Origin of the sequence: Acinetobacter sp. YT-02 (genome assembly GCF_002412355.1) — a bacterium.
GTDB lineage: Bacteria > Pseudomonadota > Gammaproteobacteria > Pseudomonadales > Moraxellaceae > Acinetobacter > Acinetobacter towneri.
Map to the genome: position 1 here is coordinate 24,170 of NZ_NOZT01000001.1, position 22,134 is coordinate 46,303.

At 40.4% G+C, this 22,134-nt stretch carries 23 protein-coding genes; 10 read left to right on the forward strand and 13 right to left on the reverse strand.

What is annotated here, in order from left to right:
* The first annotated feature begins 147 nt into the window (after positions 1-147).
* Positions 148-1,239 carry a 3-deoxy-7-phosphoheptulonate synthase gene (locus tag CF596_RS00125; RefSeq protein ID WP_042068745.1) on the forward strand — a complete coding sequence of 364 codons (1,092 nt, stop codon included), beginning with the start codon at positions 148-150 and terminating at the stop codon, positions 1,237-1,239.
* 61 nt (positions 1,240-1,300) lie between these two features.
* Complete coding sequence (locus CF596_RS00130; protein WP_004973370.1) at positions 1,301-1,822, forward strand: protein tyrosine phosphatase family protein; 522 nt, start codon at positions 1,301-1,303, stop codon at positions 1,820-1,822.
* A gap of 34 nt (positions 1,823-1,856) precedes the next feature.
* On the opposite strand, the gene ispF is transcribed toward CF596_RS00130, so the two are convergent.
* On the reverse strand, positions 1,857-2,345 hold the full coding sequence (gene ispF / locus CF596_RS00135; RefSeq protein WP_004973369.1) for a 2-C-methyl-D-erythritol 2,4-cyclodiphosphate synthase: 489 nt from the start codon (positions 2,343-2,345) through the stop codon (positions 1,857-1,859).
* A gap of 98 nt (positions 2,346-2,443) precedes the next feature.
* Between ispF and CF596_RS00140 the strand changes: the two genes are divergently transcribed.
* A complete protein-coding gene (locus CF596_RS00140) occupies positions 2,444-3,094 on the forward strand; it encodes a hypothetical protein (protein WP_096900858.1) in 651 nt (216 codons plus the stop codon).
* A 28-nt stretch (positions 3,095-3,122) separates the two neighbouring features.
* On the opposite strand, the gene CF596_RS00145 is transcribed toward CF596_RS00140, so the two are convergent.
* The 7 genes from CF596_RS00145 to CF596_RS00175 form a co-directional block, all read right to left on the reverse strand.
* Positions 3,123-4,031: an AEC family transporter gene (locus CF596_RS00145; protein ID WP_096900859.1), complete on the reverse strand. Its 909-nt coding sequence runs from the start codon at positions 4,029-4,031 to the stop codon at positions 3,123-3,125.
* Positions 4,032-4,218: 187 nt separating this feature from the next.
* Positions 4,219-5,355: a rod shape-determining protein RodA gene (gene rodA / locus CF596_RS00150; protein WP_096900860.1), complete on the reverse strand. Its 1,137-nt coding sequence runs from the start codon at positions 5,353-5,355 to the stop codon at positions 4,219-4,221.
* A 127-nt stretch (positions 5,356-5,482) separates the two neighbouring features.
* Entirely contained in the window at positions 5,483-6,214 is a 732-nt protein-coding gene (gene ispD / locus CF596_RS00155) for a 2-C-methyl-D-erythritol 4-phosphate cytidylyltransferase (protein WP_004973351.1), read from the reverse strand.
* Positions 6,171-6,575: a septum formation initiator family protein gene (locus tag CF596_RS00160; RefSeq protein WP_004973349.1), complete on the reverse strand. Its 405-nt coding sequence runs from the start codon at positions 6,573-6,575 to the stop codon at positions 6,171-6,173. The genes ispD and CF596_RS00160 overlap by 44 nt, the downstream gene beginning before the upstream one ends.
* Positions 6,576-6,588: 13 nt before the next feature.
* Positions 6,589-7,878 (reverse strand): phosphopyruvate hydratase, encoded by a 1,290-nt coding sequence (eno, locus tag CF596_RS00165; protein ID WP_004973347.1) that lies wholly within the window; start codon positions 7,876-7,878, stop codon positions 6,589-6,591.
* 84 nt (positions 7,879-7,962) lie between these two features.
* Complete coding sequence (gene kdsA, locus CF596_RS00170) at positions 7,963-8,820, reverse strand: 3-deoxy-8-phosphooctulonate synthase (RefSeq protein ID WP_004973345.1); 858 nt, start codon at positions 8,818-8,820, stop codon at positions 7,963-7,965.
* Between the two features lie 31 nt (positions 8,821-8,851).
* Positions 8,852-10,492, reverse strand: coding sequence for a CTP synthase (locus tag CF596_RS00175; protein ID WP_004973343.1), 1,641 nt, complete (start codon positions 10,490-10,492; stop codon positions 8,852-8,854).
* Between the two features lie 226 nt (positions 10,493-10,718).
* Between CF596_RS00175 and CF596_RS00180 the strand changes: the two genes are divergently transcribed.
* The gene (locus tag CF596_RS00180) at positions 10,719-11,138 is read left to right on the forward strand and encodes an internalin (RefSeq protein WP_096900861.1); all 420 of its coding nucleotides are present in this window, start codon (positions 10,719-10,721) and stop codon (positions 11,136-11,138) included.
* Positions 11,139-11,335: 197 nt separating this feature from the next.
* On the opposite strand, the gene CF596_RS00185 is transcribed toward CF596_RS00180, so the two are convergent.
* The 3 genes from CF596_RS00185 to CF596_RS00195 form a co-directional block, all read right to left on the reverse strand.
* Positions 11,336-12,442, reverse strand: a complete 1,107-nt coding sequence (locus CF596_RS00185) for an alpha/beta fold hydrolase (RefSeq protein WP_026438425.1) — start codon at positions 12,440-12,442, stop codon at positions 11,336-11,338.
* Between the two features lie 90 nt (positions 12,443-12,532).
* The gene (locus CF596_RS00190) at positions 12,533-12,946 is read right to left on the reverse strand and encodes a nuclear transport factor 2 family protein (RefSeq protein WP_096900939.1); all 414 of its coding nucleotides are present in this window, start codon (positions 12,944-12,946) and stop codon (positions 12,533-12,535) included.
* A 140-nt stretch (positions 12,947-13,086) separates the two neighbouring features.
* Positions 13,087-15,111 (reverse strand): NADPH-dependent 2,4-dienoyl-CoA reductase, encoded by a 2,025-nt coding sequence (locus CF596_RS00195; RefSeq protein WP_096900862.1) that lies wholly within the window; start codon positions 15,109-15,111, stop codon positions 13,087-13,089.
* Between the two features lie 134 nt (positions 15,112-15,245).
* On the opposite strand from CF596_RS00195, the gene CF596_RS00200 reads away from it, so the two are divergent.
* On the forward strand, positions 15,246-15,797 hold the full coding sequence (locus tag CF596_RS00200; protein ID WP_096900863.1) for a PadR family transcriptional regulator: 552 nt from the start codon (positions 15,246-15,248) through the stop codon (positions 15,795-15,797).
* Positions 15,798-15,922: 125 nt separating this feature from the next.
* Entirely contained in the window at positions 15,923-16,831 is a 909-nt protein-coding gene (locus CF596_RS00205) for an alpha/beta hydrolase (protein ID WP_096900864.1), read from the forward strand.
* A gap of 61 nt (positions 16,832-16,892) precedes the next feature.
* Here the strand turns inward: CF596_RS00205 and CF596_RS00210 are convergent, their stop codons facing one another.
* Complete coding sequence (locus CF596_RS00210; RefSeq protein WP_096900865.1) at positions 16,893-18,134, reverse strand: acyl-CoA dehydrogenase; 1,242 nt, start codon at positions 18,132-18,134, stop codon at positions 16,893-16,895.
* 264 nt (positions 18,135-18,398) lie between these two features.
* Here CF596_RS00210 and CF596_RS00215 point away from each other — a divergent pair, with 264 nt between their 5' ends.
* The 4 genes from CF596_RS00215 to CF596_RS00230 all read left to right on the forward strand — a co-directional run bounded on the left by CF596_RS00215 (position 18,399) and on the right by CF596_RS00230 (position 21,291).
* Positions 18,399-19,100 (forward strand): NAD-dependent deacylase, encoded by a 702-nt coding sequence (locus CF596_RS00215; RefSeq protein WP_004973326.1) that lies wholly within the window; start codon positions 18,399-18,401, stop codon positions 19,098-19,100.
* Positions 19,101-19,262: 162 nt separating this feature from the next.
* Positions 19,263-20,345: a tRNA (uridine(54)-C5)-methyltransferase TrmA gene (gene trmA / locus CF596_RS00220; RefSeq protein WP_096900866.1), complete on the forward strand. Its 1,083-nt coding sequence runs from the start codon at positions 19,263-19,265 to the stop codon at positions 20,343-20,345.
* A 241-nt stretch (positions 20,346-20,586) separates the two neighbouring features.
* Positions 20,587-20,811, forward strand: coding sequence for a hypothetical protein (locus CF596_RS00225; protein WP_004973321.1), 225 nt, complete (start codon positions 20,587-20,589; stop codon positions 20,809-20,811).
* A 231-nt stretch (positions 20,812-21,042) separates the two neighbouring features.
* The gene (locus CF596_RS00230) at positions 21,043-21,291 is read left to right on the forward strand and encodes a hypothetical protein (protein WP_004973320.1); all 249 of its coding nucleotides are present in this window, start codon (positions 21,043-21,045) and stop codon (positions 21,289-21,291) included.
* A gap of 30 nt (positions 21,292-21,321) precedes the next feature.
* On the opposite strand, the gene CF596_RS00235 is transcribed toward CF596_RS00230, so the two are convergent.
* Positions 21,322-22,074 carry a phosphodiester glycosidase family protein gene (locus CF596_RS00235; protein ID WP_242439115.1) on the reverse strand — a complete coding sequence of 251 codons (753 nt, stop codon included), beginning with the start codon at positions 22,072-22,074 and terminating at the stop codon, positions 21,322-21,324.
* Positions 22,075-22,134: the final 60 nt, after the last annotated feature.

Genomic DNA, 22,134 nt, shown 5'->3' on the forward strand with positions numbered 1-22,134 from the left:
TTGCTAAAACAGACCGTTTAATTTATCTACCCGATTCATCGCTTATTTTTTAAAGAAGTATTCATCTTTTTATAACAAAATACAGTGAAATTCATGTTATATTCAGACTATTAAACAATCTTTTGTATGATCAAACCAGTGACGGCAATGAATACTTTACAGTCTAATCCTCTTACACAATCAGACATCGATGACGTGAATATTGAAAGTATTCAGCCACTCGTGACTCCTGCAGAATTAAAAACTGAGTTACCTTTGACTGAAAATGCTTATCAAACCGTTCTTCGTGGTCGTGAAACAATCCGCAATATTTTAGATGGTAAAGACAAGCGTCTATTTGTGGTGATTGGTCCATGTTCTATTCATGACCCTGCTGCTGCACATGAATATGCAGATCGTTTAAAAGTATTAAGCGAAAAAGTAAAAGATTCTCTTTATATTGTGATGCGTGTTTATTTTGAAAAACCACGTACTACAGTGGGCTGGAAAGGCTTAATTAACGATCCAGACATGAATGACTCTTTTAACATTGAAAAAGGCTTGCGTCTTGGTCGTAAACTTTTACTTGAGTTAAATGAAAAAGGTTTGCCATGTGCGACTGAAGCACTTGATCCAAACTCTCCGCAGTATTATCAAGATTTAATTTCTTGGTCTGCAATTGGTGCACGCACTACAGAAAGCCAAACGCACCGTGAAATGTCATCTGGTCTTTCTTCTCCAGTCGGCTTTAAAAATGGTACAGATGGCGGCTTAACAGTTGCTACCAATGCCATGCAGTCGGTAAAACACGGTCACAGCTTCTTGGGTCTTAATGATCAAGGTCAGGTTTCAGTAATTCGTACTAGCGGCAACCCGTATGCACACGTGGTTTTACGTGGTGGTAATGGCAAGCCTAACTACGATGCAGGCTCTGTTGCAGATGCTGAAAATGCATTAAACAAAGCCAAAGTCAGCACCAAAATCATGATTGACACCAGCCATGCTAACTCAAACAAAGACCCATTCTTACAGCCATTGGTATTAAAAAATATCACTGAGCAAATTTTAGATGGCAATAAGTCTATTGTTGGGATTATGGTCGAAAGTCACCTGAAAGGTGGTCGTCAAGATATTCCTGAAAATTTATGCGATTTAGAGTATGGTAAGTCTGTGACTGACGGTTGTATCGACTGGGATACCACTGAAAAAGCATTGCTTGAAATGCATGAAGCATTAAAAGACGTTTTAGTGAATCGTTAAGATTTAAAAACGCCATCTTCATGATGGCGTTTCTATTTGTAGCATAGGAAATTCTGCGCGCATGAATGACATTGAAACCCAACTTAGCCAAATTAAAAATTTCCAGTTCATTCATGAGCGTTTGTTTTCTTCAGGTCAGCCTACGGCTGAAGAATTAAAACAAATTAAAGAATATGGTATTGGCACTGTCATTAATTTGGCTGAAAGTGATGCGGAACACGCCCTTCCCCATGAAGACAAAATTTGTCTGGATGTTGGACTAAACTATATTCAACTGCCAATTTCATGGGAAACACCATCCTCTGATCAATGTTTATTATTGCTCGATTTGGTCAATCATTTATTAGAAAGCCAAATGGTGTGGGTACATTGCAGCAATAACAACCACGTCAGTAGTTTAATGTATTTGTATCGTCAATATTTTATGGATGTGGATATTGCAACGGCTCAAGACTTTTTACATGATATCTGGAAACCCAATGAAACTTGGACAGGCTTAATTCACGCCGTTTCTTTGCAATTACAAGGTCGTAAAGCCACGCAAGATTTACAACAAGCTTTAGAATCTGCTGAACTTTCTTAATTCAGCAGATTGTATAGATAAAATTCTAACGCGATTATTTTGTATGAGAAATCAATACAATCGCTGTTGCTAAAATACCTTCCTGACGCCCAGTAAAACCTAATTTTTCAGTGGTTGTCGCTTTGATACTGATTTGTGTGACCTCTACATCCAATACATCAGCGACACTTTGGCGCATTTCTAGCGTATGCGGTGCAAGTTTAGGACGTTCGCACGCCACAGTAATATCGGCGTTATTCAGTTTATAGCCACGGTCTAAAATGAGTTGATAAACCTGTTTAAGCAATACCCGACTATCTGCACCTTTATAATTTGGATCGGTATCTGGAAAATGCTGCCCAATATCCCCCAGCGCCAAAGCACCTAATAATGCATCGCATAGTGCATGCAGCACTACATCACCATCTGAGTGTGCTTTTAAACCTTGTGTATGAGGAATTTGAACACCTGCAAGCGTCACAAAATCTCCCGCTTCAAAGGCATGAACATCTAATCCTTGTCCAATACGAATCTGTGCAACCATGTTCAACTCCTGTAGAAATAAATCATTGAAATCTTGTATTCATACTTTCGATTTCGCTATATTAGACCTAGCGCAACATAGTGAAAGTATAAGCGATCATGCTGTTGAAATCTGAGATTCATCTTATCAAAAACTTAAGTACACTGCTGTTATTTGGCTGTTTATATTCATCTTTCTCTTATGCACAAGGGATTGATTGTAGATCTACACCCAATAAAAAGTTGGCGCAGGTGTGCACAGAAAATTTCTCAGAATTGCGTGAAAAATTAAGTGATCAACATTTAACAGCTTATTTGATGAGTGATGCGCCTATTCGCTTGTTAGAAGATACTCAGCAATTGTGGATCCAACGCTTACAGCAATGCAAAAGCTTAAATTGTTATACTCAGCAATTTGATTTTAGAATTGATCAACTGAATTTTTTCACTTCAATGAATCAAAGCATGACTCAACATTATTTAAAATATGAAAATGGTCAATTTGCTGCACAACCCGTACATTTACAAATTCATCAACTCAATAAAAACAGCATTAAAATTGAAGGTATTGCTTATCGCAATCCAAATAACCGCCTTGAAAGCCAAAGTATTGCCTTTTTAGCTTATACAACACCTGATCAAAAAAACAAAATCATCGACAATGAGCACGATTGCAGTTATGAGTTTAATTATTCTAAAACAATCTTAAAAATTCAAACCAAACAAAAAGGTTGTGAACGCTTTGCGGGCATCTATCGTTTATACGATTAACGCTGAACAATAGATTGTATTAGACAGATTAAATGAGCAACCACAACACAATTGGCAAAGTTAATGCGGCGAATACGGTTTGCAAGCTAATAATTGAAGCCATTAAACGACTATCTCCCCCTAAAACTTGTGTAAGTACATAAGCTGCCGATGCAGTAGGTAAAGCAAAAAACAAGACTAAAATTTGCGACTCCAACACTGGAACATTTAAGCTCTGACAAATTAGCCAAGCCAAAGCAGGCATAAATAACAAACGCCCGAACACATTCAATGCCAATGCGAATACATCTCGTTGCAAGCCATTAAATTGTAATGCTGCGCCCACACACATTAATCCCAAAGGCAAACTGCATAACGCTATTTGACGAATAAAATGCGCTGCACCTTCCCACAAGCTCAAACCTGATAAATTAAATAGACCGCCAACAATACACCCTAAAATTAATGGATTTTTCATTAATGACCATAGGATTTGCTTTGCCTGTAAAGTCTTAGTATCGCTTAAAGCCAGCACAGATAAAACATTCACCAATGGAATGCAGAACACCAAAATAATCGCAAACAGCGCCATGCCCTGCACCTGAAACAATGCTGCGACCAAAGCCAAACCGATATACGTATTGAAACGTACCATGCTTTGCATATACACCCCAAAACGGACTGCGGGTGTTTTGAAATAGCCGCGCAAGGCATATAACAGACAACTTACTAAAGCCACAATAATCCCTACGACCGACAAAATCTGTGCGATTGATTTCGCTTCAATGTTTGCTGTAGCGAGGTTTAATAACAACATGCTAGGAAACAAAATATAGTAATTTAACTTTTCTGCACCCTTCCAAAATGGCTCATCCAACATACGTGATTGCTTAAGCAGATAACCCATTGCAATTAAGGCAATCAAAGGGAAAAGTGCAATAAAAATTAAATGGGTCATGGGGTGCTCTGTGTTACTGTTATGCTGTTCTTTTTAAATTATTGCTTAATAAATAAAGTAAATTTACTGGATATTATAAGGATTGTTTTGTGTTTATCCTAATTGCTTAGGCTTTTTAAAACCACAAAAAGAGAAAAAGATGATAATAGCAAAACTCACCTATATCATCTTTCAGATGGATTCTGTATTAACGATGAGTATGGATAGACATCACAATCCCCATACTCGCCAACATGGAAATAACAGCCGTTCCACCATAACTCATCAGCGGCAATGGGTCACCCGTTACAGGTAAAATACCACTCACCATCCCTGAGTTTAGAAATACAAAGAAAAAGAAAGTCAGACCAACCGTGCCTGCATACAAACGCCCGAAATTATGGAAACAATTCATCCCAATCATCAAACAACGTAAAATAATCGCGGCAAACAAACTGAACAGTAAAAACACGCCAATAAAACCAAACTCTTCGGCATAGGTCGACATAATAAAGTCAGTATGATGTTCAGGCAGATAACCCAAATGCGATTGTGTTCCCTCTAAATAACCTTTACCTGTAAAACCGCCTGACCCAATGGCAATTTTGGATTGAATAATATTCCAGCCTGCCCCCAAGGCGTCCGACTCTGGGTCAAATAAGGTGAGTACCCTTTTCTTTTGGTATTCCTGCAAAAAGAACATCCAAAGCAACGGTGCTGCAACAGCCAATGCGGTGATTGCCCCCAATATTAATCGCCATGACATGCCACTTAAAAATAGCGCAAAGACACCGGGAATAATCAAACCAATGTTTAAATCGGGTTGCAATGCCACCAAGACAAAAGGAATCATCATAATCACTAAAGCGACAATGATATGGATCAATTTAGGCGGGAAAGCACGACGCGAAAAATACCACGCCATCATCAATGGCATGGCAAATTTCATAAATTCACTGGGTTGCATACTGCCAATACCCGGCAAGCTGATCCAGCGTTTTGCCCCCATACGGGTTTCACCAATGACCAAAACCAAAGCCAGCATGATGACTGCAAAGATATAAAAATATGGACTGGCAGCTTGATATACCTTAGGCGGAATTTGCGCCAAAATAATCATGGCGATAAAACCAATGCCAAAACTGGTTGCTTGACGCAGCACCATCCCCATATCTTGCGCGGTGGCACTATATACCACCATTAAACCCAGAATCGCATTTAAAATCAGAAAACACAGCAACCATGGATCTAAATGTAATTTAGTCCAGCGTGAGGAATCATTTTTAATGCTTCTACCATCACGTAATGAGTGACGTAAAAAACGATACTGCTGCGATGGATTCATGCGACTCAAAGGTATTTAAAATAGACAGGATGGACAATTATAGAAGCAAAGCGGCACAGAGTGAATCATTAAAGCTTAATCGTTGAAGATTCAAGTTTAACGCGGTGTTAATTACACTAGATTTTTATCATCCATGTTGTTGTGAGGCTAAAATTAAACGTGCCAGCTCTAAATCATCGGGATAGGTGATTTTAATATTATCCGAACGACCGTGCACAACATTTACAATTTGCCCTGCTGCTTCTAAAGCACTGGCCTCATCGGTAATCGTCAATTGCTGTTTTAATGCAGATTCAATGGCTGTTTTAAGCACATCAAGTTTAGCAATTTGCGGAGTTTGCGCTTGCCAAAGTTGGTCACGGCTTACCGTGGTTTCAATTTTTGTGCCTTGGCTTACCTTTTTTAAAGTATCACGCACTGGAATAGCCAAAATTGCACTTTGATCTGTTGCCAGTGCAGTCTGATACAACTGTTCAAGGCAAGCAGCTGTCACACAAGGACGCGCTGCATCATGCACCAAAACCCAGTCATCTGCATGGGCGATTTCAGATAAATAATGCAGTGCATTTAAGACTGAATCCACTCGCTCTGCACCACCTACGCAAAAATGTGCTTTTTCTTTTTGTGCCAAGTTTAGGTTTTGCGCTACATCATCTGCTTGACCAATCGCCAAAACATAACCCGCTAAAGGCAAGTGATTTAAACGTGCGATGCTGTGCGCTAAGACTGTTTGATCTTGAATATACTGATATTGTTTAAGTTCAGTTCTAGAAAAACGACTACCAGAACCCGCTGCGGGAATAACCGCCCAAAGTTTAGGGTGTCGGGGCGGTTGCTGCTGCAAGTTGTTGTGATTCATTGGTGCGTAAATCTACTGTGGAATTCGGTTGAATATAAATTGGTTTATATTGTGTGCTGATGGTGCTCATTTGCACAAAGGTTTCATGTGGCTTAATTAAGCCTAAATCTAAACGGGCATGCTCTTCAATGGCTTCTACCCCATTTTTTAAATCATAAACTTCTGCTGCAAGTACACGATTGCGCTCCTTCAGCTCTGTATTTAATTCTATTTGTTGTTGGATTTTTTCTGTCAGTGCAGCATGGTCACGATAACCACCTTCACCAAACCAGTGTAAATATTGAAACCCTGCGATCAAAAAGATCGCAAGGCCCAACAATGCTTTACTCGCTTTGGAGTCAAATACATTTAATAATGACATCTACTGATTTCGCTTAGTTCAAACCTTTGAACTCAGCTTTACCGCGATATGCAGCATTCGTCAATTCTTCAATACGAAGTAATTGGTTATATTTTGCTACACGGTCAGAACGGCACAGTGAACCAGTCTTGATTTGACCTGCTGCTGTACCTACTGCAAGATCCGCAATTGTAGAATCTTCAGTTTCACCTGAACGGTGTGAAATAACAGTTGTGTAACCATTGGCTTTCGCAAGGTAAATTGCATCAAGCGTTTCAGTCAAAGTACCAATTTGGTTGTACTTGATCAGGATTGAGTTACCTACTTTTTCATCGATACCGCGTTGTAAGATTTTCGGGTTAGTAACGAACAAGTCATCACCGACCAATTGAATCTTGTCACCTAAGATCGAAGTGAGGTAAGACCAACCTTCCCAATCAGACTCATCTAAACCATCTTCAATTGAGATAATTGGATATTGATTTACAAGACCAGCTAAATAGTCAGAGAATTGGTTGCTTGTGAATGCTTTGTTGCCTTCACCTGCAAGAATGTACTGACCATTTTTGTAGAATTCTGAAGATGCACAGTCAAGCGCCAACATGATGTCAGAACCCGCTTTGTAGCCAGTCTTCTCAATAGCTTCAAGAATAACTGTGATTGCTTCTTCGTTAGAACGTAAGTTTGGCGCAAAACCACCTTCATCACCCACTGCTGTGTTTAAACCTTTTTGATTCAATACAGATTTTAATGAGTGGAAAATTTCTGCACCAGCACGTAATGCTTCAGAGAATGAAGTAAAGCCCACTGGCTCAATCATGAACTCTTGAATATCAACGTTGTTGTCTGCGTGTGAACCACCATTTAAGATGTTCATCATTGGTACAGGCATGGTTAAAATGCTGTTGTTACGAAGGTCTGCGATGTATTGGAAAAGAGGAATTTTCTTTTCATCAGCAGCAGCACGCGCAGCAGCCAAAGACACGGCTAAAGTTGCGTTAGCACCTAATTTTTCTTTGTTTTCAGTACCATCAAGCGCAATCATGGTGTTGTCGATGTCTTTTTGTTCAAACACAGACTTACCAAGTAAAGCATCACGAATTAAAGTATTGACGTTATTTACCGCAGTTTTAACGCCTTTACCCAAGTAACGTGCTTTATCGCCATCACGAAGTTCTAGAGCTTCACGAGAACCAGTTGAAGCACCTGATGGTGCACATGCACGGCCAACTACGCCAGATGCTAAGATTACGTCTGCTTCGATGGTTGGGTTACCACGAGAGTCCAAAATTTCACGTGCACGAATGTCAACGATTTGGCTCATGAACAATTCCTCAGTTGATTAATAACGTGATGCTTTAGGCATCAATGAGTCTATAATTTAATATGGATTTAATATGGATCTAATTTAGTGTGTATCTAGCTTTTGGAAACCTTTTACCAAGGTATCCAATTCTTTAAGCTGTGCCAAGAACGGCTCAAGTTGTGATAGACGCAATGCACATGGGCCATCACACTTTGCCTGCTCTGGTTCAGGATGTGCTTCTAGGAATAAACCTGCCAAGCCAGTTGCCATACCTGCACGTGCCAAGGTGGTAATTTGTGCACGACGACCACCTGCCGAATCTGCACGACCACCCGGAGTTTGCAAAGCATGGGTTACATCAAAGAACACAGGTACATTCATTTCTTTCATGATGTCAAAGCCCAGCATATCGACAACCAAGTTGTTGTAACCAAATGCTGAACCACGCTCACAAAGAATCAATTTGTCATTCCCTGCTTCTAAACACTTATGCAAAATATGACGCATTTCGTGCGGCGCAAGGAATTGTGCTTTTTTGATGTTGATAATGGCTTGAGTTTTTGCCATCGCTTCAACCAAATCGGTTTGGCGACTTAAAAACGCAGGAAGCTGAATAATATCTGCCACTTCTGCCACAGGCGCAGCCTGATACGGCTCATGCACATCGGTAATAATTGGCACATTAAAATGCTTTTTAATGTCAGCCAGCCATTCAATGCCTTTTTCTAAACCGGGACCACGAAATGAGTTCAGGCTAGAACGGTTGGCTTTGTCAAAACTGGCTTTGAATACATACGGGATATTTAAGCGTGTGCAAATATCCACATAAGTTTCAGCAATTTCAAATGCAAGGTCTTTAGACTCAAGTACATTCATGCCGCCAAACAATACAAATGGCAAATGATTCGCCATTTGTATATCACCCAAACGTACAATTTCTTGTGGTTTTAATTGTGACATTTCAACTTCCTAGTTTATCCCTAAAGCCATCTTATTTGGTTTTTTGATGCTGTTGTTTTGCCGCACCGATAAAGCCAGCAAACAATGGATGTCCATCACGTGGCGAGCTGGTAAATTCTGGGTGGAATTGTACCGCAATAAACCAAGGATGTTGCGGAATTTCAACAGTTTCAACCAAGTGCTGAATTGGTGAATAACCCGAAATTTTAAGACCTGCTTCTTCAAGCACAGGAATATAACGGTTATTCATTTCATAGCGATGGCGATGGCGCTCTACAATTTCTGCAGAACCATACACTTCACGAGTTTTGGTACCTTCAACCAATTCAGATTTTTGTGCACCTAAACGCATAGTGCCGCCCAAGTCAGAATCGACAGAACGCTGTTGAACTTCGCCGCGCTCATCTAACCATTCAGTAATCAAACCAATAAGTGGCGACTTAGTCGAACGGTTAAACTCTGTTGAACTTGCATCGGCAATACCTGCCACATTACGTGCATATTCAATCACAGCCAATTGCATACCCAAACAGATTCCCAAGAATGGGACACCGTTTTCACGTGCATATTTGATGGCTTGCATTTTACCTTCGGTACCGCGCTCACCAAAGCCGCCCGGAACTAAAATTGCATCGGCATCTTTAAGTACAGTATTAACGTCTTGGCTTTCAAGGTCTTCTGCATTGACATAGTCAATTTCAACTTTGACGCGGTTTTGAATACCCGCATGCAATAATGCTTCGTTTACAGATTTATAGGCATCTGGCAGTTCAACATATTTACCCACCATCGCCACACGAACGCTGTATTCAGGGTTCAATAATGCATCAACTACGTTATCCCAATCAGATAAATCTGCTTCTGGAAGATCATTGAAGCCAAAACGCTCACAAATTAAATCATCAACGTCTTGTTCATAGAATGTACGCGGAATTTGGTAGATGGTTTTGGCATCTTTACATACCACAACCGCACGTGCTTCTACGTTGGTAAATAACGCAATTTTACGGGTAGTGTCAGCATCAACATCATGTTCAGTACGGCAGATGAGAATATCTGGCTGAATACCGATAGATAACAATTCTTTAACTGAGTGTTGAGTTGGCTTGGTTTTTAACTCTGCCGCAGATTTGATATATGGCAATAAAGTTAAGTGCATGAGCATAGTACGCTTATGCCCTAATTCCACCATCAATTGACGTACAGATTCCATGAATGGGAGAGATTCAATGTCGCCTACTGTACCGCCAATTTCTACGATTGCGACATCGTAGCCTTCGCCAGCGCGAAGTACACGTTCTTTAATATTATCGGTAATGTGTGGAATCACCTGAACAGTACCGCCCAAGTAATCACCACGGCGCTCTTTGTTTAGAACGTCTTGATACACGCGACCAGATGTAAAGTTATTTAACTTGGTCATTTTCGCACGACGCAAGAAACGTTCGTAATAACCCAAATCTAAGTCAGTTTCGGCACCATCCTCTGTGACAAAAACTTCACCATGTTGGAAAGGACTCATTGTCCCTGGATCGACATTAATGTATGGATCCATTTTGACCATGGTTACTTTTAAACCACGGGCTTCTAAAAGTGCAGCAACTGAAGCAGCTGAAATACCTTTACCTAGTGATGAAACTACACCACCAGTCACGAAAATAAAATGGGTCATTGGGTTTCTCGTACAATCGAGCCTAAATCGGCCTGCAATGTTGCGCAATTTTACTTTACTCTGCACCAATAAAGCAAAGTCATTCCGCATCAATTCATAGAACAATAAACAATTGGTTATTCTATCAGCATTTCCTATAAAAAATTAGAACTTCTTGAGAGGATTTTCATCTGTCATTTTATTGCTATAATACGTCCGTCTATCCGATCTTTTATTTTGTGCAATTATGAATAAGAAACTTTTAATTTGTGGTGCAATTGCAACGGCGTTGTTATTAACTGCATGTGTAAAAAAAGAACAACCAAAGCAAGATGAGCAAGAACAAGTAGAGGTTCAAACTGAACAAACTACTGAAACTGCTCAATTTGAACCACTAGAACCTGTTGAAAACATTCAAGATGCTGAACCAGAAGCGCCTGCACAGGTAGAAGTGGAGCGCACTGAAACAGTGAACACCACAACTGAAATCCGTCGTGAAACACCTGCACAACCTGCTGCTGCACCTGCGCCTGCGCCGAAAGCGGCAGCTCCTGTAGCAGAAGATAAACCAACTCAAGCACGTCCAAGCAATAACACAGGTGCTCAATCTGAAGATGATGCTGTTGCCGCTGCGATTGCTGCTGCAACCCCAGCACTTGAGAACTAAGTGCTCACTTAAAACTAAGCTTTAAGTTAAAGTCAGTTTTAAGGTGTAAGTTCTTATCTTAGATTTGAATTGACGTTAAAAAACCCAGTCATTGTGTACTGGGTTTTTTATTCATTTGGATGAGTCTTCGCTGAGATAACTCGTGAATACATTTGCAATACAGCTACCTATTTCTATATAGGTTTGTGCGCTTCACTTTAACTTGCCTGCAGCAACTGCGATTGCACTTTAAAATAATTAGAAATTAAACGCGATGCCCAAGATTTAGTAAAACCGACACCTTCATAAAAACCACAATGACTGCCTTTACGGGTCGTCACTACCATAATATTTGGCATTTTCCGTATGGTTTCTTTATAAGGATCAAAGTTTTTGATGTGGCACACTGGGTCATCTTCTGCATTTAAAACCATAAGCGGAATTTTGACATTCTCAAACACATAAATTGGGTTAATGGCTTGTGTGTAGCTGTCATAATCTTCAAAACCCGCCAATTCAAAATACGCCTTTTCAAACTCTGCCAATGTAGTCGCACTTAACACTTGCGATAAAGATTTTACGTTTTGCCAAATGTCCTGATGGGGCTGAATAAAAAACTGGAATAATTTTTTGGTCATCACTTTACTGTAAAAAGGATGCACATGCTGAAAGCCTAGTTCAGTGTTATATCCTGGGCACAGTGCAAACGCGGCTTTAATTGGGGTTTGCTCGCCTTCTTCGCCCAAATAGCGCACCAATAATCCTGTCCCTGCGGAAGAACCAACAGCATATAATTCAGATTGTGGAAATTGTTGCTGAATAAACACTATTTGTTCACGCAAATCATGCGTCGAACCAAACAGATTCATTTGTGGTACAGGCATTGGTAAATTGCCATGCCCACGACGTAAACATAAGGCAATACGCCACTGTGTCTGTTGATGTAAATCGCGCACCAACTCACGCATACTTTCCAAAGAACCTGTAATGGTATGCATTAAAACAATTGTGGGAGTATCTGCAGGTAAGTCATAACCCACCCAAGCAACTGCGGTGATACCGCCATCTTGCATAGTGAGTTGATCAACCCGATCATACTGCTGACGAATGGTTTTCTTTTTAATTAAATCAAAATATAAAAGATGCGCATGTGTATTGGACAGCCACGGTGTTGGACGGTATTTTTCTTTGAGCTGTGGTAAATAATCCAATACCCGACGGATTTCTCCATGTGGATGATAATACAACGTCGGTAAATCTGCGCCTGTGACCTGATCTAAAACCGCTTGTGTAATTTTCGCTATTTTTTGTAATGTAGACATCATTTTACTCCCAAGCAATACATGCACTTTCAAGCATGCCAACCCGAAACCGATTTCTATAAAACAACTTCATTGCCATACACACGCGGTATTTTATTTTTCGGTTGGCATAAAGGCAGCCATACGTTGTCCCATTTTCACAGCCAATGCCTCTAAACCACTTTTCGGGCGAATCATCACTTCAAAGTCCACAATTTGTCCTTGTGTATTGAATTGAATCATATCAATTCCTTTAAGTTTTTTATCTCCCACATTGGCGGAAAATTCAAGTACAACATTGCAACCATCTTCAGTATAAAACTCACGGTGATAAGTAAAGTTTTCAAAGACCTGAATTACATTGGTCAAAATAAAAAATACCACTTGTTTACCCGCATAAGGTTGGTACGCTACAGGTGAACGAAACACCACATCATCTGCCAGCAATTCACTCAAAATAGACATATCATGGTTTTGCAGCATTGTATGCCAACGCTGTACCGCTAATTTTGTTGTTTCCAAAGTCATGTTAAGTTCCTTTTTTTTGTTTTGATATTTCATTTCTATGCAGAGTCCCTGAGTGAGACTGAAGCACTGCTGCACTGGGCAGAAGCGATTATTAACTCTCTCCCCAGCCCCCTCCCAAAGGAGAGGGAGAAGGAATTACATTAAATTTTCGCTGCCAATTCAGCACCCTGACGAATTGCGCGTTTGGCATCTAACTCGCCTGCTTCTTTCGCCCCACCAATTAAATGCACATTTTTGCCTGCTGCCTGTAATTGCTCATACATGGCGGTGTAAGACTCTTGCCCTGCACAAATCACCACATGATCAACTTCGAGCACTGTACTTTGACCATTGACGGTGATGTGCAAGCCTTGATCATCAATCAGGTCATAACTTGCCCCTGCAATCATTTTAACGTCACGGTTTTTTAAACCTGTACGATGAATCCAGCCTGTTGTTTTACCCAAGCCAGCACCCACGGATGATGCTTTACGTTGCAATAAATAAATTTCACGTGGCGATTCTTCAACTTTTGCTGCTTTTAAACCACCGACATGCGCATAATTGGTATCAATTCCCCATTCATCGTAGAATTTTTCAGGATTTAGACTACCACTTTCACCTTCATGGCTTAAATATTCTGCAGTATCAAAACCAATACCACCAGCGCCAATAATCGCAACACGTTGACCTACAGGCTTACGCTCTTTTAATACCTCAATATAGCTCAGCACTTTAGGGTGATTAATACCTGCGATATCCAATTGACGCGGGGTTACACCTGTTGCCACAACCACATCATCGAAGTCAGCATCGAGCAATTGTTCAAAACTAGCCGTATGATTCAATACCAATTTAATATTCGGTTGCAGCTCAATTTGGCGTTTGAAATAGCGCAAAGTTTCGTAAAACTCTTCTTTACCAGGAATGGTTTTAGCAATATTAAACTGCCCACCAATTTGATTCGATGCTTCAAAAATCGTCACCTGATGCCCACGTTCTGCAGCATAGGTTGCAAAGCTCAAACCTGCAGGCCCTGCACCAATCACCGCAATTTTTTTAGTCTGTGTTGCTTCTTTAAAAATTAGTTCTGTTTCATGGCAAGCACGTGGATTGACCAAACATGAAGCAATCTTCATTGAGAAAATATGGTCTAAACAAGCTTGGTTACAACCAATACATGTGTTGATTTCATCACTGCGACCTTGCTCTGCTTTTTGCACAAAGAAAGCATCTGCCAACATTGGACGTGCCATCGATACCATATCGGCATGTCCTGCAGCCAAAACATGCTCAGCCATTTCAGGGGTGTTAATACGGTTTGAAGTGATCAGTGGCACTTTAACCAAACCTTTTAATTTCTCTGTCACCCATGTAAAAGCTGCGCGAGGGACTTTGGTAGCAATGGTTGGGATACGTGCTTCATGCCAGCCAATCCCTGTATTGATAATGGTTGCACCTGCTTTTTCAATCGCTTGTGCCAATTGCACCACTTCTTCAAAACTCGAACCGCCTTCGACTAAATCCAACATCGACAAGCGGTAAATAATAATAAAGTTTTCACCCACTTCTGCACGGGTACGTTTAACAATTTCAATTGGGAAACGAATACGGTTTTCATAACTGCCGCCCCATTCATCATCACGATGGTTGGTACGCGCAACAATAAACTCATTAATTAAATAGCCTTCCGAACCCATGATTTCGACACCATCATAGCCTGCGTATTGTGCCAATTTGGCACAATTCACAAAGTCGGCAATGGTTTGCTGTACTTCTGCCGATGTTAGTGCATGTGGTTTACTTGGGTTAATCGGTGCCTGAATTGCTGACGGTGCGACAATATCGGGCTGATAGGAATAACGTCCCGTATGTAAAATCTGTAAAGCAATTTTGCCGCCTGCATCATGCACAGCCTGAGTCACCACTTTATGTTTTTCTGCTTCTTGACGAGTATCAAGTTTATTGCCGCCCGCAAAGGTTAAGCCTGCATCATTCGGTGAAATACCACCTGTTACAATCAGCCCAACGCCACCTTTGGCACGCTCTGCATAAAAAGCCGCCATACGTTCGTATCCACCCGGTGCTTCTTCTAGTCCAACGTGCATTGAACCCATTAAGACCCGATTTTTTAAAGTGGTAAAGCCTAAATCTAAAGGCGCAAGTAAATGTGGATAGTCAGACATAGAATCTCCCTGCTGGCAAAAATGCTGGCTGTTTTATGCTTAATGCAACTTGTTGCATACTTTTATATTCTAGATTTAATTTTTATGCAACATGTTGCATAATTAAAGCTGAAAAAAATAAAGTTGCTCTGTTTATGTCGCTCGCTCACGTTTTATTGACCAGTTTAATTGAAAAACCCAGTAACGGTATTGAATTGGCACGCCGTTTTGACCGCTCAATGGGGTTTTTCTGGAATGCGACCCATCAACAAATTTATCGCGAACTAAATACCATGCTGAAAAAAGGTTGGATTTCAACCTTAGAAGATGAAGATTCTAGCAGTCGTAGCAAAACCTATCAGGTAGAAGCTTTGGGGCGGCATGAACTGGCAAACTGGATAGTCGAGCAAAGCCCGCCTGCACAATTACGCGAAGAACTTATGGTACGTTTACGTGCCGAAGCCCAACTTGGCGGCAACAGCGTCTTACCCGAACTAGAACGACATTTGCTGCTTCACAAAGCCAAGTTGCACACCTATCAACAGATTTTTGCCAAAGACTTTAGCCAAGCACCTGCGAACAACCGTACCCTGTATATTCATAAAATGATTTTGCAGCTAGGGATAGATCAGGAAATTGGCTGGATTGAATGGCTAGAAAATGTGATTCCTGAACTGAAAAAGTTTGATGCCGAAGCCTCATCTTAAAAGTATATTTTTAAGTAATAGCAACCACATCAATGTGAAATCAGGGTTGCTCACCATACAGAAATGATCAGGCTATGCTATAAAGAATAACGCATCTTTAATTACAACCATGCAAGGAAATGCTGATGCCTTTTTACCGCATGCCCGATGGCGAAGCTCTATTTGTACGTGAATTTGGTCAAGGTGAGCCTGTGGTTGTGCTTTCAGGTTTAGGCATGCACAGTTGGCAATGGTTGCCATTTCTGTATCAACATAAAAAGCAGTATCGTTTTATTATTCCAGACTGGCGTGGTTTTGGGGGTTCAAACCTGTGTGCCGTTCCAGAACTGGATGCTATTTCGAGCCATTGGCAAGATTTAAACAGTCTGCTTCAACAACAGAACCTGCAACAATTTAAACTGATTGGCTATTCCATGGGGGCAACCACTGCCATGCATGGCATGCAATATGGACAATTGGCTGCGCATTTAAGCAGTTATTTACAAATTGACCAAGCACCAAAAATTGGGGTAGATGAAAACTGGCCTTATGGCTTATTTGGCAATCAACATCAACAATTTAAACAGTTATTGATTCATCTGTCCGAGTTTTTACATGATCACGCGCAATATACTGATATTCAACAAATGGATGTGTTGCAGCGTAAAAACTTAGTCGAACTTTGGCTAGAATTTATAGAATTACAAGCCAGCAATAAAATCAGTCCGTTTTTATTTAAACTGGCCGTCAAACGTCCTGTTTTACAACGCTATATTTTACCTACACAGCGTTTAGATTATTTACGCTGGTATATCGACAATTATTTACACCATCAGGAAGATTATCGTGAGGCTTTAACTCAACTGGGTTGTCCGACAGTCTTTTTTACAGGCGCACAATCGACCTTGTATGCGGCAGAAGGACAACGTCAAGTGGTAGAAGCTATGCCGAATGCGAAACAAGTCATATTTCACCAATCTGGGCATACCCCTTTACTGACCGAACCGTTGAAATTTAATCAGGAAATTAGCCAATTTTTAAAACTAAACAGCTAAAGTAAAACGGTGGAAAATGTGGTTTGCAATATTTTCCACCGTAGCATCATTAGACCTAGATTTAGTTGGCAAAAGCCGCGATACCCGTTTGCGCACGACCTAAAATTAGCGCATGCACATCGTGCGTCCCTTCATAGGTATTCACGACTTCCAAATTGACCAAATGCCGCGCCACGCCATATTCATCACTGATACCATTCCCACCAAGCATATCGCGCGCCATACGAGCAATTTCTAAGGCCTTGCCACAGTTGTTGCGTTTAATCAGCGAAGTACCTTCGAGTGAAGCAATACCCTCATCTTTCATACGACCAAAACGTAAAGCAATTTGTAAACCCAGCGCGATTTCGGTTTGCATATCGGCAAGTTTCTTTTGAATGAGCTGATTGGTCGCCAAAGGACGTCCGAACTGAATCCGATCCATCGTATATTGATGCGCAGTATGCCAACAAAACTCAGCCGCACCCATAGCACCCCAAGCAATGCCATAACGTGCACTATTTAAACAAGTGAACGGCCCTTTTAAACCACGCACTTCAGGTAACATATTTTCTTCAGGCACAAAAACATTGTCCATGACAATTTCACCTGTGATTGAAGCGCGTAAACCAACCTTGCCTTGAATGATTGGTGCAGAAAGTCCATCCCAACCTTTTTCTAAAATAAAACCGCGAATATCACCCACTTGCCCATCTGCTGAAACTTCTTTTGCCCACACCACAAATACATCGGCAATTGGACTATTGGTAATCCACATTTTCGCACCGTGTAAACGATAACCGCCTGCAACTTTATGTGCTCTGCTGTTCATACTGCCAGGGTCGGAGCCAAAATCAGGTTCAGTCAGACCGAAACATCCGATCCATTCACCCGAAGCGAGTTTGGGTAAATATTTTTGTTTTTGTGCTTCACTGCCAAACTCATAAATTGGCACCATCACCAATGAACTTTGCACACTTGCCATTGAACGATAACCTGAATCGACCCGTTCAATTTCACGTGAAATTAGCCCATAACTCACATAATTTAAACCTGCACCGCCATATTGTTCAGGTATGGTTGAGCCTAACAAACCAAGCTCACCCATTTCACGGAAGATGCTGCGATCTACCGTTTCATGTCTAAACTGATCACGTACCCGCGGCAGTAATTTTTCCTGACAATAAGCATAGGCACTATCACGAATCATACGTTCGGTTTCAGTCAATTGCTGTTCAAGCAAAAAAGGATCTTTCCAATCAAATTTCACTTTTTCACTGTGAGTTGCAGGCGTGTGATTTGGCGATGGATTGTGTTGTGACATGGCATCCTCTGCACATTATTATAGGTTCTGGTTCATCAATATTTGATTTTGTAGCGTCATACTACTTTACTTTATGTTCTATCATTAAAATGAAATAACAAGCAATAAAAAGTGAACTTTGATTCAATTATTCAGCAAAGTTATAGACAGCACTAAACTTTCACATATTTAGATACTTAAAATTCTGAAAAAATGAGCTGTAGATTTGTGTTTCTATTTTCGGCACTTATACTCAAATCTAACCATCCATCAAGAGAATAAAACATGCGTAAATTAGTAGTTTTTTCGGGTGCAGGTATGAGCGCAGAAAGTGGAATCAACACCTTTAGAGATGGTGATGGCTTATGGGAAAAACATCGCGTGGAGGATGTCGCAAGTCCTGAAGCATGGGCAAGGAATCCTGAATTAGTCCAACGCTTTTATAATGAACGTCGTAAAAACATTCTTAATGCGCAGCCTAACTTGGCGCATCGCTTAATTGCTGAACTTGAAGATGATTTTGATGTACAAGTGATCACCCAAAATATTGATGATTTGCATGAACGTGCAGGCAGTTCAGAAGTTTTGCATTTACACGGCAATATTCGTTTAGCCAAAAGCTCAGGGCCTCATGCACAATACACGACAGAATTTTTTCCAATTGAAGGTGACTCGCTGAACTTGCAACAGGATCTTTGCCCACAAGGCTATCCTTTACGTCCGCATGTGGTCTGGTTTGGCGAAGCAGTTCCTGCCTATGAAGAAGCACTGGATTTGATTCAAGATGCCGATATTTTTATTGTGATTGGTACAAGTTTGGTGGTGTACCCTGTTGCTGGATTAGTACACGAAATTCCTGCAAATTGTCAGGCTTATTATATTGACCCAAAAGCCATGCAAGCCCAACTTCCTGCTCAATTTCAACGGATTTCCAAAACTGCCACTGAGGGCATGCAGCAATTGTTCGATCAATTACATCAAGTTTAAAGTAATTACAGTATCTAAATTTTTCCACTTGTAAGATGTCATCAACATGCTTAGGCTATTTTGACATCTTGCAGGATTGCATCATTTTCATAATAGTTTTAGGTATCTCTTTAAAACTTTGTTACCATCGCTCTTTCTCTGTGTTTGTGATGTTTACTGCATATGACCTCATCTTATCAGCAACAACTTGATGCAAAAGTTGCCCGTATTTCTGCCCAATTTGCCGAATATAACCCGCCTGCCTTGCAAGTATTTGCCTCACCAGAACACAACTACCGTATGCGGGCAGAGTTCCGAATTTGGCATATTGAAGATGATCTGTTTTATGCCATGTTTGAACGCAGTGAAGATAAGCAGAAAAAAGTTATTCGTGTAGATGAGTTTCCGATTGCAGACCGCAGCATTAACTTATTAATGCCAAAGCTGTTAGCCGCCCTGAAAGCCGATCCCGTATTATCGGCTCGTTTATTTGAAGTGCATTTTTTAGCGACTTTAAGTGGCGAAATGTTGGTTTCACTGCTTTATCACCGCAAACTTGAATCTGATTGGGAGCCTGCAGCCCAAGCTTTGAGCAAAGCATTAAACATTAAACTGATTGGACGCAGCCGTGGGCAAAAATTCGTGCTATCCGATGAGTATGTAGTTGAACAATTACAGGTTTTTGAGCGCACTTATACCTATAAGCAAATTGAAAGCAGCTTTACCCAGCCAAACGCGCAAGTTTGCCAAAAAATGCTGGAATGGGCATGTACGGTTGCCGAACATTCTGAGCAAGATTTATTAGAACTTTATTGTGGTAATGGTAACTTTACCCTGCCGCTATCGACTCGTTTCCGTCGTGTACTTGCCACAGAACTGGCTAAATCTTCGGTATATGCAGCGCAGTGGAATATTGAACAAAACCAGATTGAGAATATTCAAGTGGCACGCTTATCGGCTGAAGAGTTTACTCAAGCCTATAACGGTGAGCGTGAATTCCGCCGCTTGCAAGAAGCGAACATTGATCTTGCAAGTTATGATTTTGATACGGTCTTTGTCGATCCGCCACGCGCAGGAATTGACGATGACACCTTAAAACTCCTACAGCGTTTTAAGCGTATTATTTATATTTCGTGCAACCCAGACACATTGCATGACAATTTAAAAACCTTGTGTCAAAGCCATAAAGTGACGCAATTTGCACTGTTTGATCAATTCCCATACACCCATCATGTTGAGTCGGGTGTTTTACTGGAAAATATTTAAACAATTTGTTGCATTATTCTTCAATATTTACAAGTTCTCCTTTTTAGCACTTGTAAATATTATGATGTAAATGAATCAGTTAAAGCATTACAAGCCCTTTAACTGTCATAATTTCGTTAAAAAAATGCAATATCATCGAAAATTCTGCAACTCGATTGCTGCTTTTATCACTTAGGTCGACTTGATTTATTTTTTATATTGGCTATATTTCGATCTATGTTAGGTTGTGAATGAAGGCTCTATGAGTTTTTGGCAAAAGTTGTTCTCTACAGAACAGCAAAACGAGCATAAAAATCAAATTGCTTGTGTTGAAAATGATTGCTCTTGCAAGACAAATGAACAACTTCTCGAAGCTTTAACCAAAGCCACAGATGAAGATGTCATTATCGGGATTAAGAAGGTTCTCGCTTCGCGAGGTTATAGCCGCAAAGAGTTAAATGAACTCCAGCATCTACCATTCCAGTAATGGAATATGATAAAAAAGGCATTTAGTTGAACTAAGTGCCTTTTTTAATTGCTTCAAATATATTGGCACTTAAAACAATAAATTTTATAAATCTTAATACGTGCTTGAGCTTGCACAAAAACGCTAATCTTTTCAAACGCAGTCAATCATATCTTCATAATCATGCGCTAATATTTCTACACATAATCATCACACCAATAAATTCGAATTATTCAAACAGAGAAAATGACAATGAAAAAAACTAGCCTTAGCTGTCTTGCCCTACTCAGCCTAAGTTTAACAGCCTGTAGCCCAATGCCGAAAGAATGTGCCGAAACTTGGGAGAAAATGGAAAGTTTTGCTAAAAACATGGGTATTTCAGATGAGCAACTTAAACAACAAAAAAAGCAATTTGAAAATGAAGTCAAACAAATGAAAAGCGAAGAAGCAGTCAAAATCTGCAGGATGCAAGGCACAGCCTTAGGTTTTATTGGACAATAAATTCAGCCAAGCCAAAACCAAATTCCAATGTTAGGGTTTACAGCCTTGATGATCTATATAAGCTAAAATTGGACCTAAATTGCGATGTGGATGAGTATGACGTTGTAATTGCGGAATATACGCTGTAGAAATCGAACCATCTAAATACAAGGCATTTGGCGTTTGCAGCTCATCTTTAAAAAAGGTGGCAAATTGATGAAAAGTTACGGGCGTCTTGCTAATCACAAAGTACAGGCTTTGGTCTTTTAACCCAACCCCATTTCTAATTTTATAAGAAGTACTGTCTGCCAAAAAACGTGAATTTAACTGGCGATTAATAACTAACATTGGGCCAGACTGTGTCGCATACTGCGCTTTGAACGCTTGATTGGCATATTGTTGGGTTGTTCCTAAAAACACCCGTTGATGATTCCACGCCAGTACACCATTGGGCTGAATTAAAAAATTCCCCCATCCCTGTTGCTGTCGGTTCAGCTTTTTAAGTTGTCGTCCTTGTTCCACATACAAACCCACAGGCGAATAATCTGGATGAAACATGCCTGCATTCATGGCAAATTGCATGTTTTCACAAGACTGTAGATTTTTTTGTAATTGTGAAATTTGCTGATACGGTTTCCCTTGCTGATCTTTCAGATATAAGCCTAGCTGTGACAACTGCGTCACTTCCACTACATCTACATTAATTTTACTGTTATTGACCGTCCATGCGCGAATTTCCGCCTGTGCAGCAGGCGTCCAGAATAAATAACTGAGTAATAAGTACTTCCACCGAGAACGAAACATTATCATCTCCATACCTGCTATGTTACAAATTGTGCATATAACTGAATGGGTTATCGCATA

Bases quoted from the DNA above. Each gene is read 5' to 3' on its own strand.
- CF596_RS00125 (WP_042068745.1), top strand. From the start codon at position 148: ATGAATACTTTACAGTCTAATCCTCTTACACAATCAGACATCGATGAC.
- CF596_RS00130 (WP_004973370.1), top strand. From the start codon at position 1,301: ATGAATGACATTGAAACCCAACTTAGCCAAATTAAAAATTTCCAGTTC.
- ispF (WP_004973369.1), bottom strand. From the start codon at position 2,345: ATGGTTGCACAGATTCGTATTGGACAAGGATTAGATGTTCATGCCTTT.
- CF596_RS00140 (WP_096900858.1), top strand. From the start codon at position 2,444: ATGCTGTTGAAATCTGAGATTCATCTTATCAAAAACTTAAGTACACTG.
- CF596_RS00145 (WP_096900859.1), bottom strand. From the start codon at position 4,031: ATGACCCATTTAATTTTTATTGCACTTTTCCCTTTGATTGCCTTAATT.
- rodA (WP_096900860.1), bottom strand. From the start codon at position 5,355: ATGAATCCATCGCAGCAGTATCGTTTTTTACGTCACTCATTACGTGAT.
- ispD (WP_004973351.1), bottom strand. From the start codon at position 6,214: ATGAATCACAACAACTTGCAGCAGCAACCGCCCCGACACCCTAAACTT.
- CF596_RS00160 (WP_004973349.1), bottom strand. From the start codon at position 6,575: ATGTCATTATTAAATGTATTTGACTCCAAAGCGAGTAAAGCATTGTTG.
- eno (WP_004973347.1), bottom strand. From the start codon at position 7,878: ATGAGCCAAATCGTTGACATTCGTGCACGTGAAATTTTGGACTCTCGT.
- kdsA (WP_004973345.1), bottom strand. From the start codon at position 8,820: ATGTCACAATTAAAACCACAAGAAATTGTACGTTTGGGTGATATACAA.
- CF596_RS00175 (WP_004973343.1), bottom strand. From the start codon at position 10,492: ATGACCCATTTTATTTTCGTGACTGGTGGTGTAGTTTCATCACTAGGT.
- CF596_RS00180 (WP_096900861.1), top strand. From the start codon at position 10,719: ATGAATAAGAAACTTTTAATTTGTGGTGCAATTGCAACGGCGTTGTTA.
- CF596_RS00185 (WP_026438425.1), bottom strand. From the start codon at position 12,442: ATGATGTCTACATTACAAAAAATAGCGAAAATTACACAAGCGGTTTTA.
- CF596_RS00190 (WP_096900939.1), bottom strand. From the start codon at position 12,946: ATGACTTTGGAAACAACAAAATTAGCGGTACAGCGTTGGCATACAATG.
- CF596_RS00195 (WP_096900862.1), bottom strand. From the start codon at position 15,111: ATGTCTGACTATCCACATTTACTTGCGCCTTTAGATTTAGGCTTTACC.
- CF596_RS00200 (WP_096900863.1), top strand. From the start codon at position 15,246: ATGTCGCTCGCTCACGTTTTATTGACCAGTTTAATTGAAAAACCCAGT.
- CF596_RS00205 (WP_096900864.1), top strand. From the start codon at position 15,923: ATGCCTTTTTACCGCATGCCCGATGGCGAAGCTCTATTTGTACGTGAA.
- CF596_RS00210 (WP_096900865.1), bottom strand. From the start codon at position 18,134: ATGTCACAACACAATCCATCGCCAAATCACACGCCTGCAACTCACAGT.
- CF596_RS00215 (WP_004973326.1), top strand. From the start codon at position 18,399: ATGCGTAAATTAGTAGTTTTTTCGGGTGCAGGTATGAGCGCAGAAAGT.
- trmA (WP_096900866.1), top strand. From the start codon at position 19,263: ATGACCTCATCTTATCAGCAACAACTTGATGCAAAAGTTGCCCGTATT.
- CF596_RS00225 (WP_004973321.1), top strand. From the start codon at position 20,587: ATGAGTTTTTGGCAAAAGTTGTTCTCTACAGAACAGCAAAACGAGCAT.
- CF596_RS00230 (WP_004973320.1), top strand. From the start codon at position 21,043: ATGAAAAAAACTAGCCTTAGCTGTCTTGCCCTACTCAGCCTAAGTTTA.
- CF596_RS00235 (WP_242439115.1), bottom strand. From the start codon at position 22,074: ATGTTTCGTTCTCGGTGGAAGTACTTATTACTCAGTTATTTATTCTGG.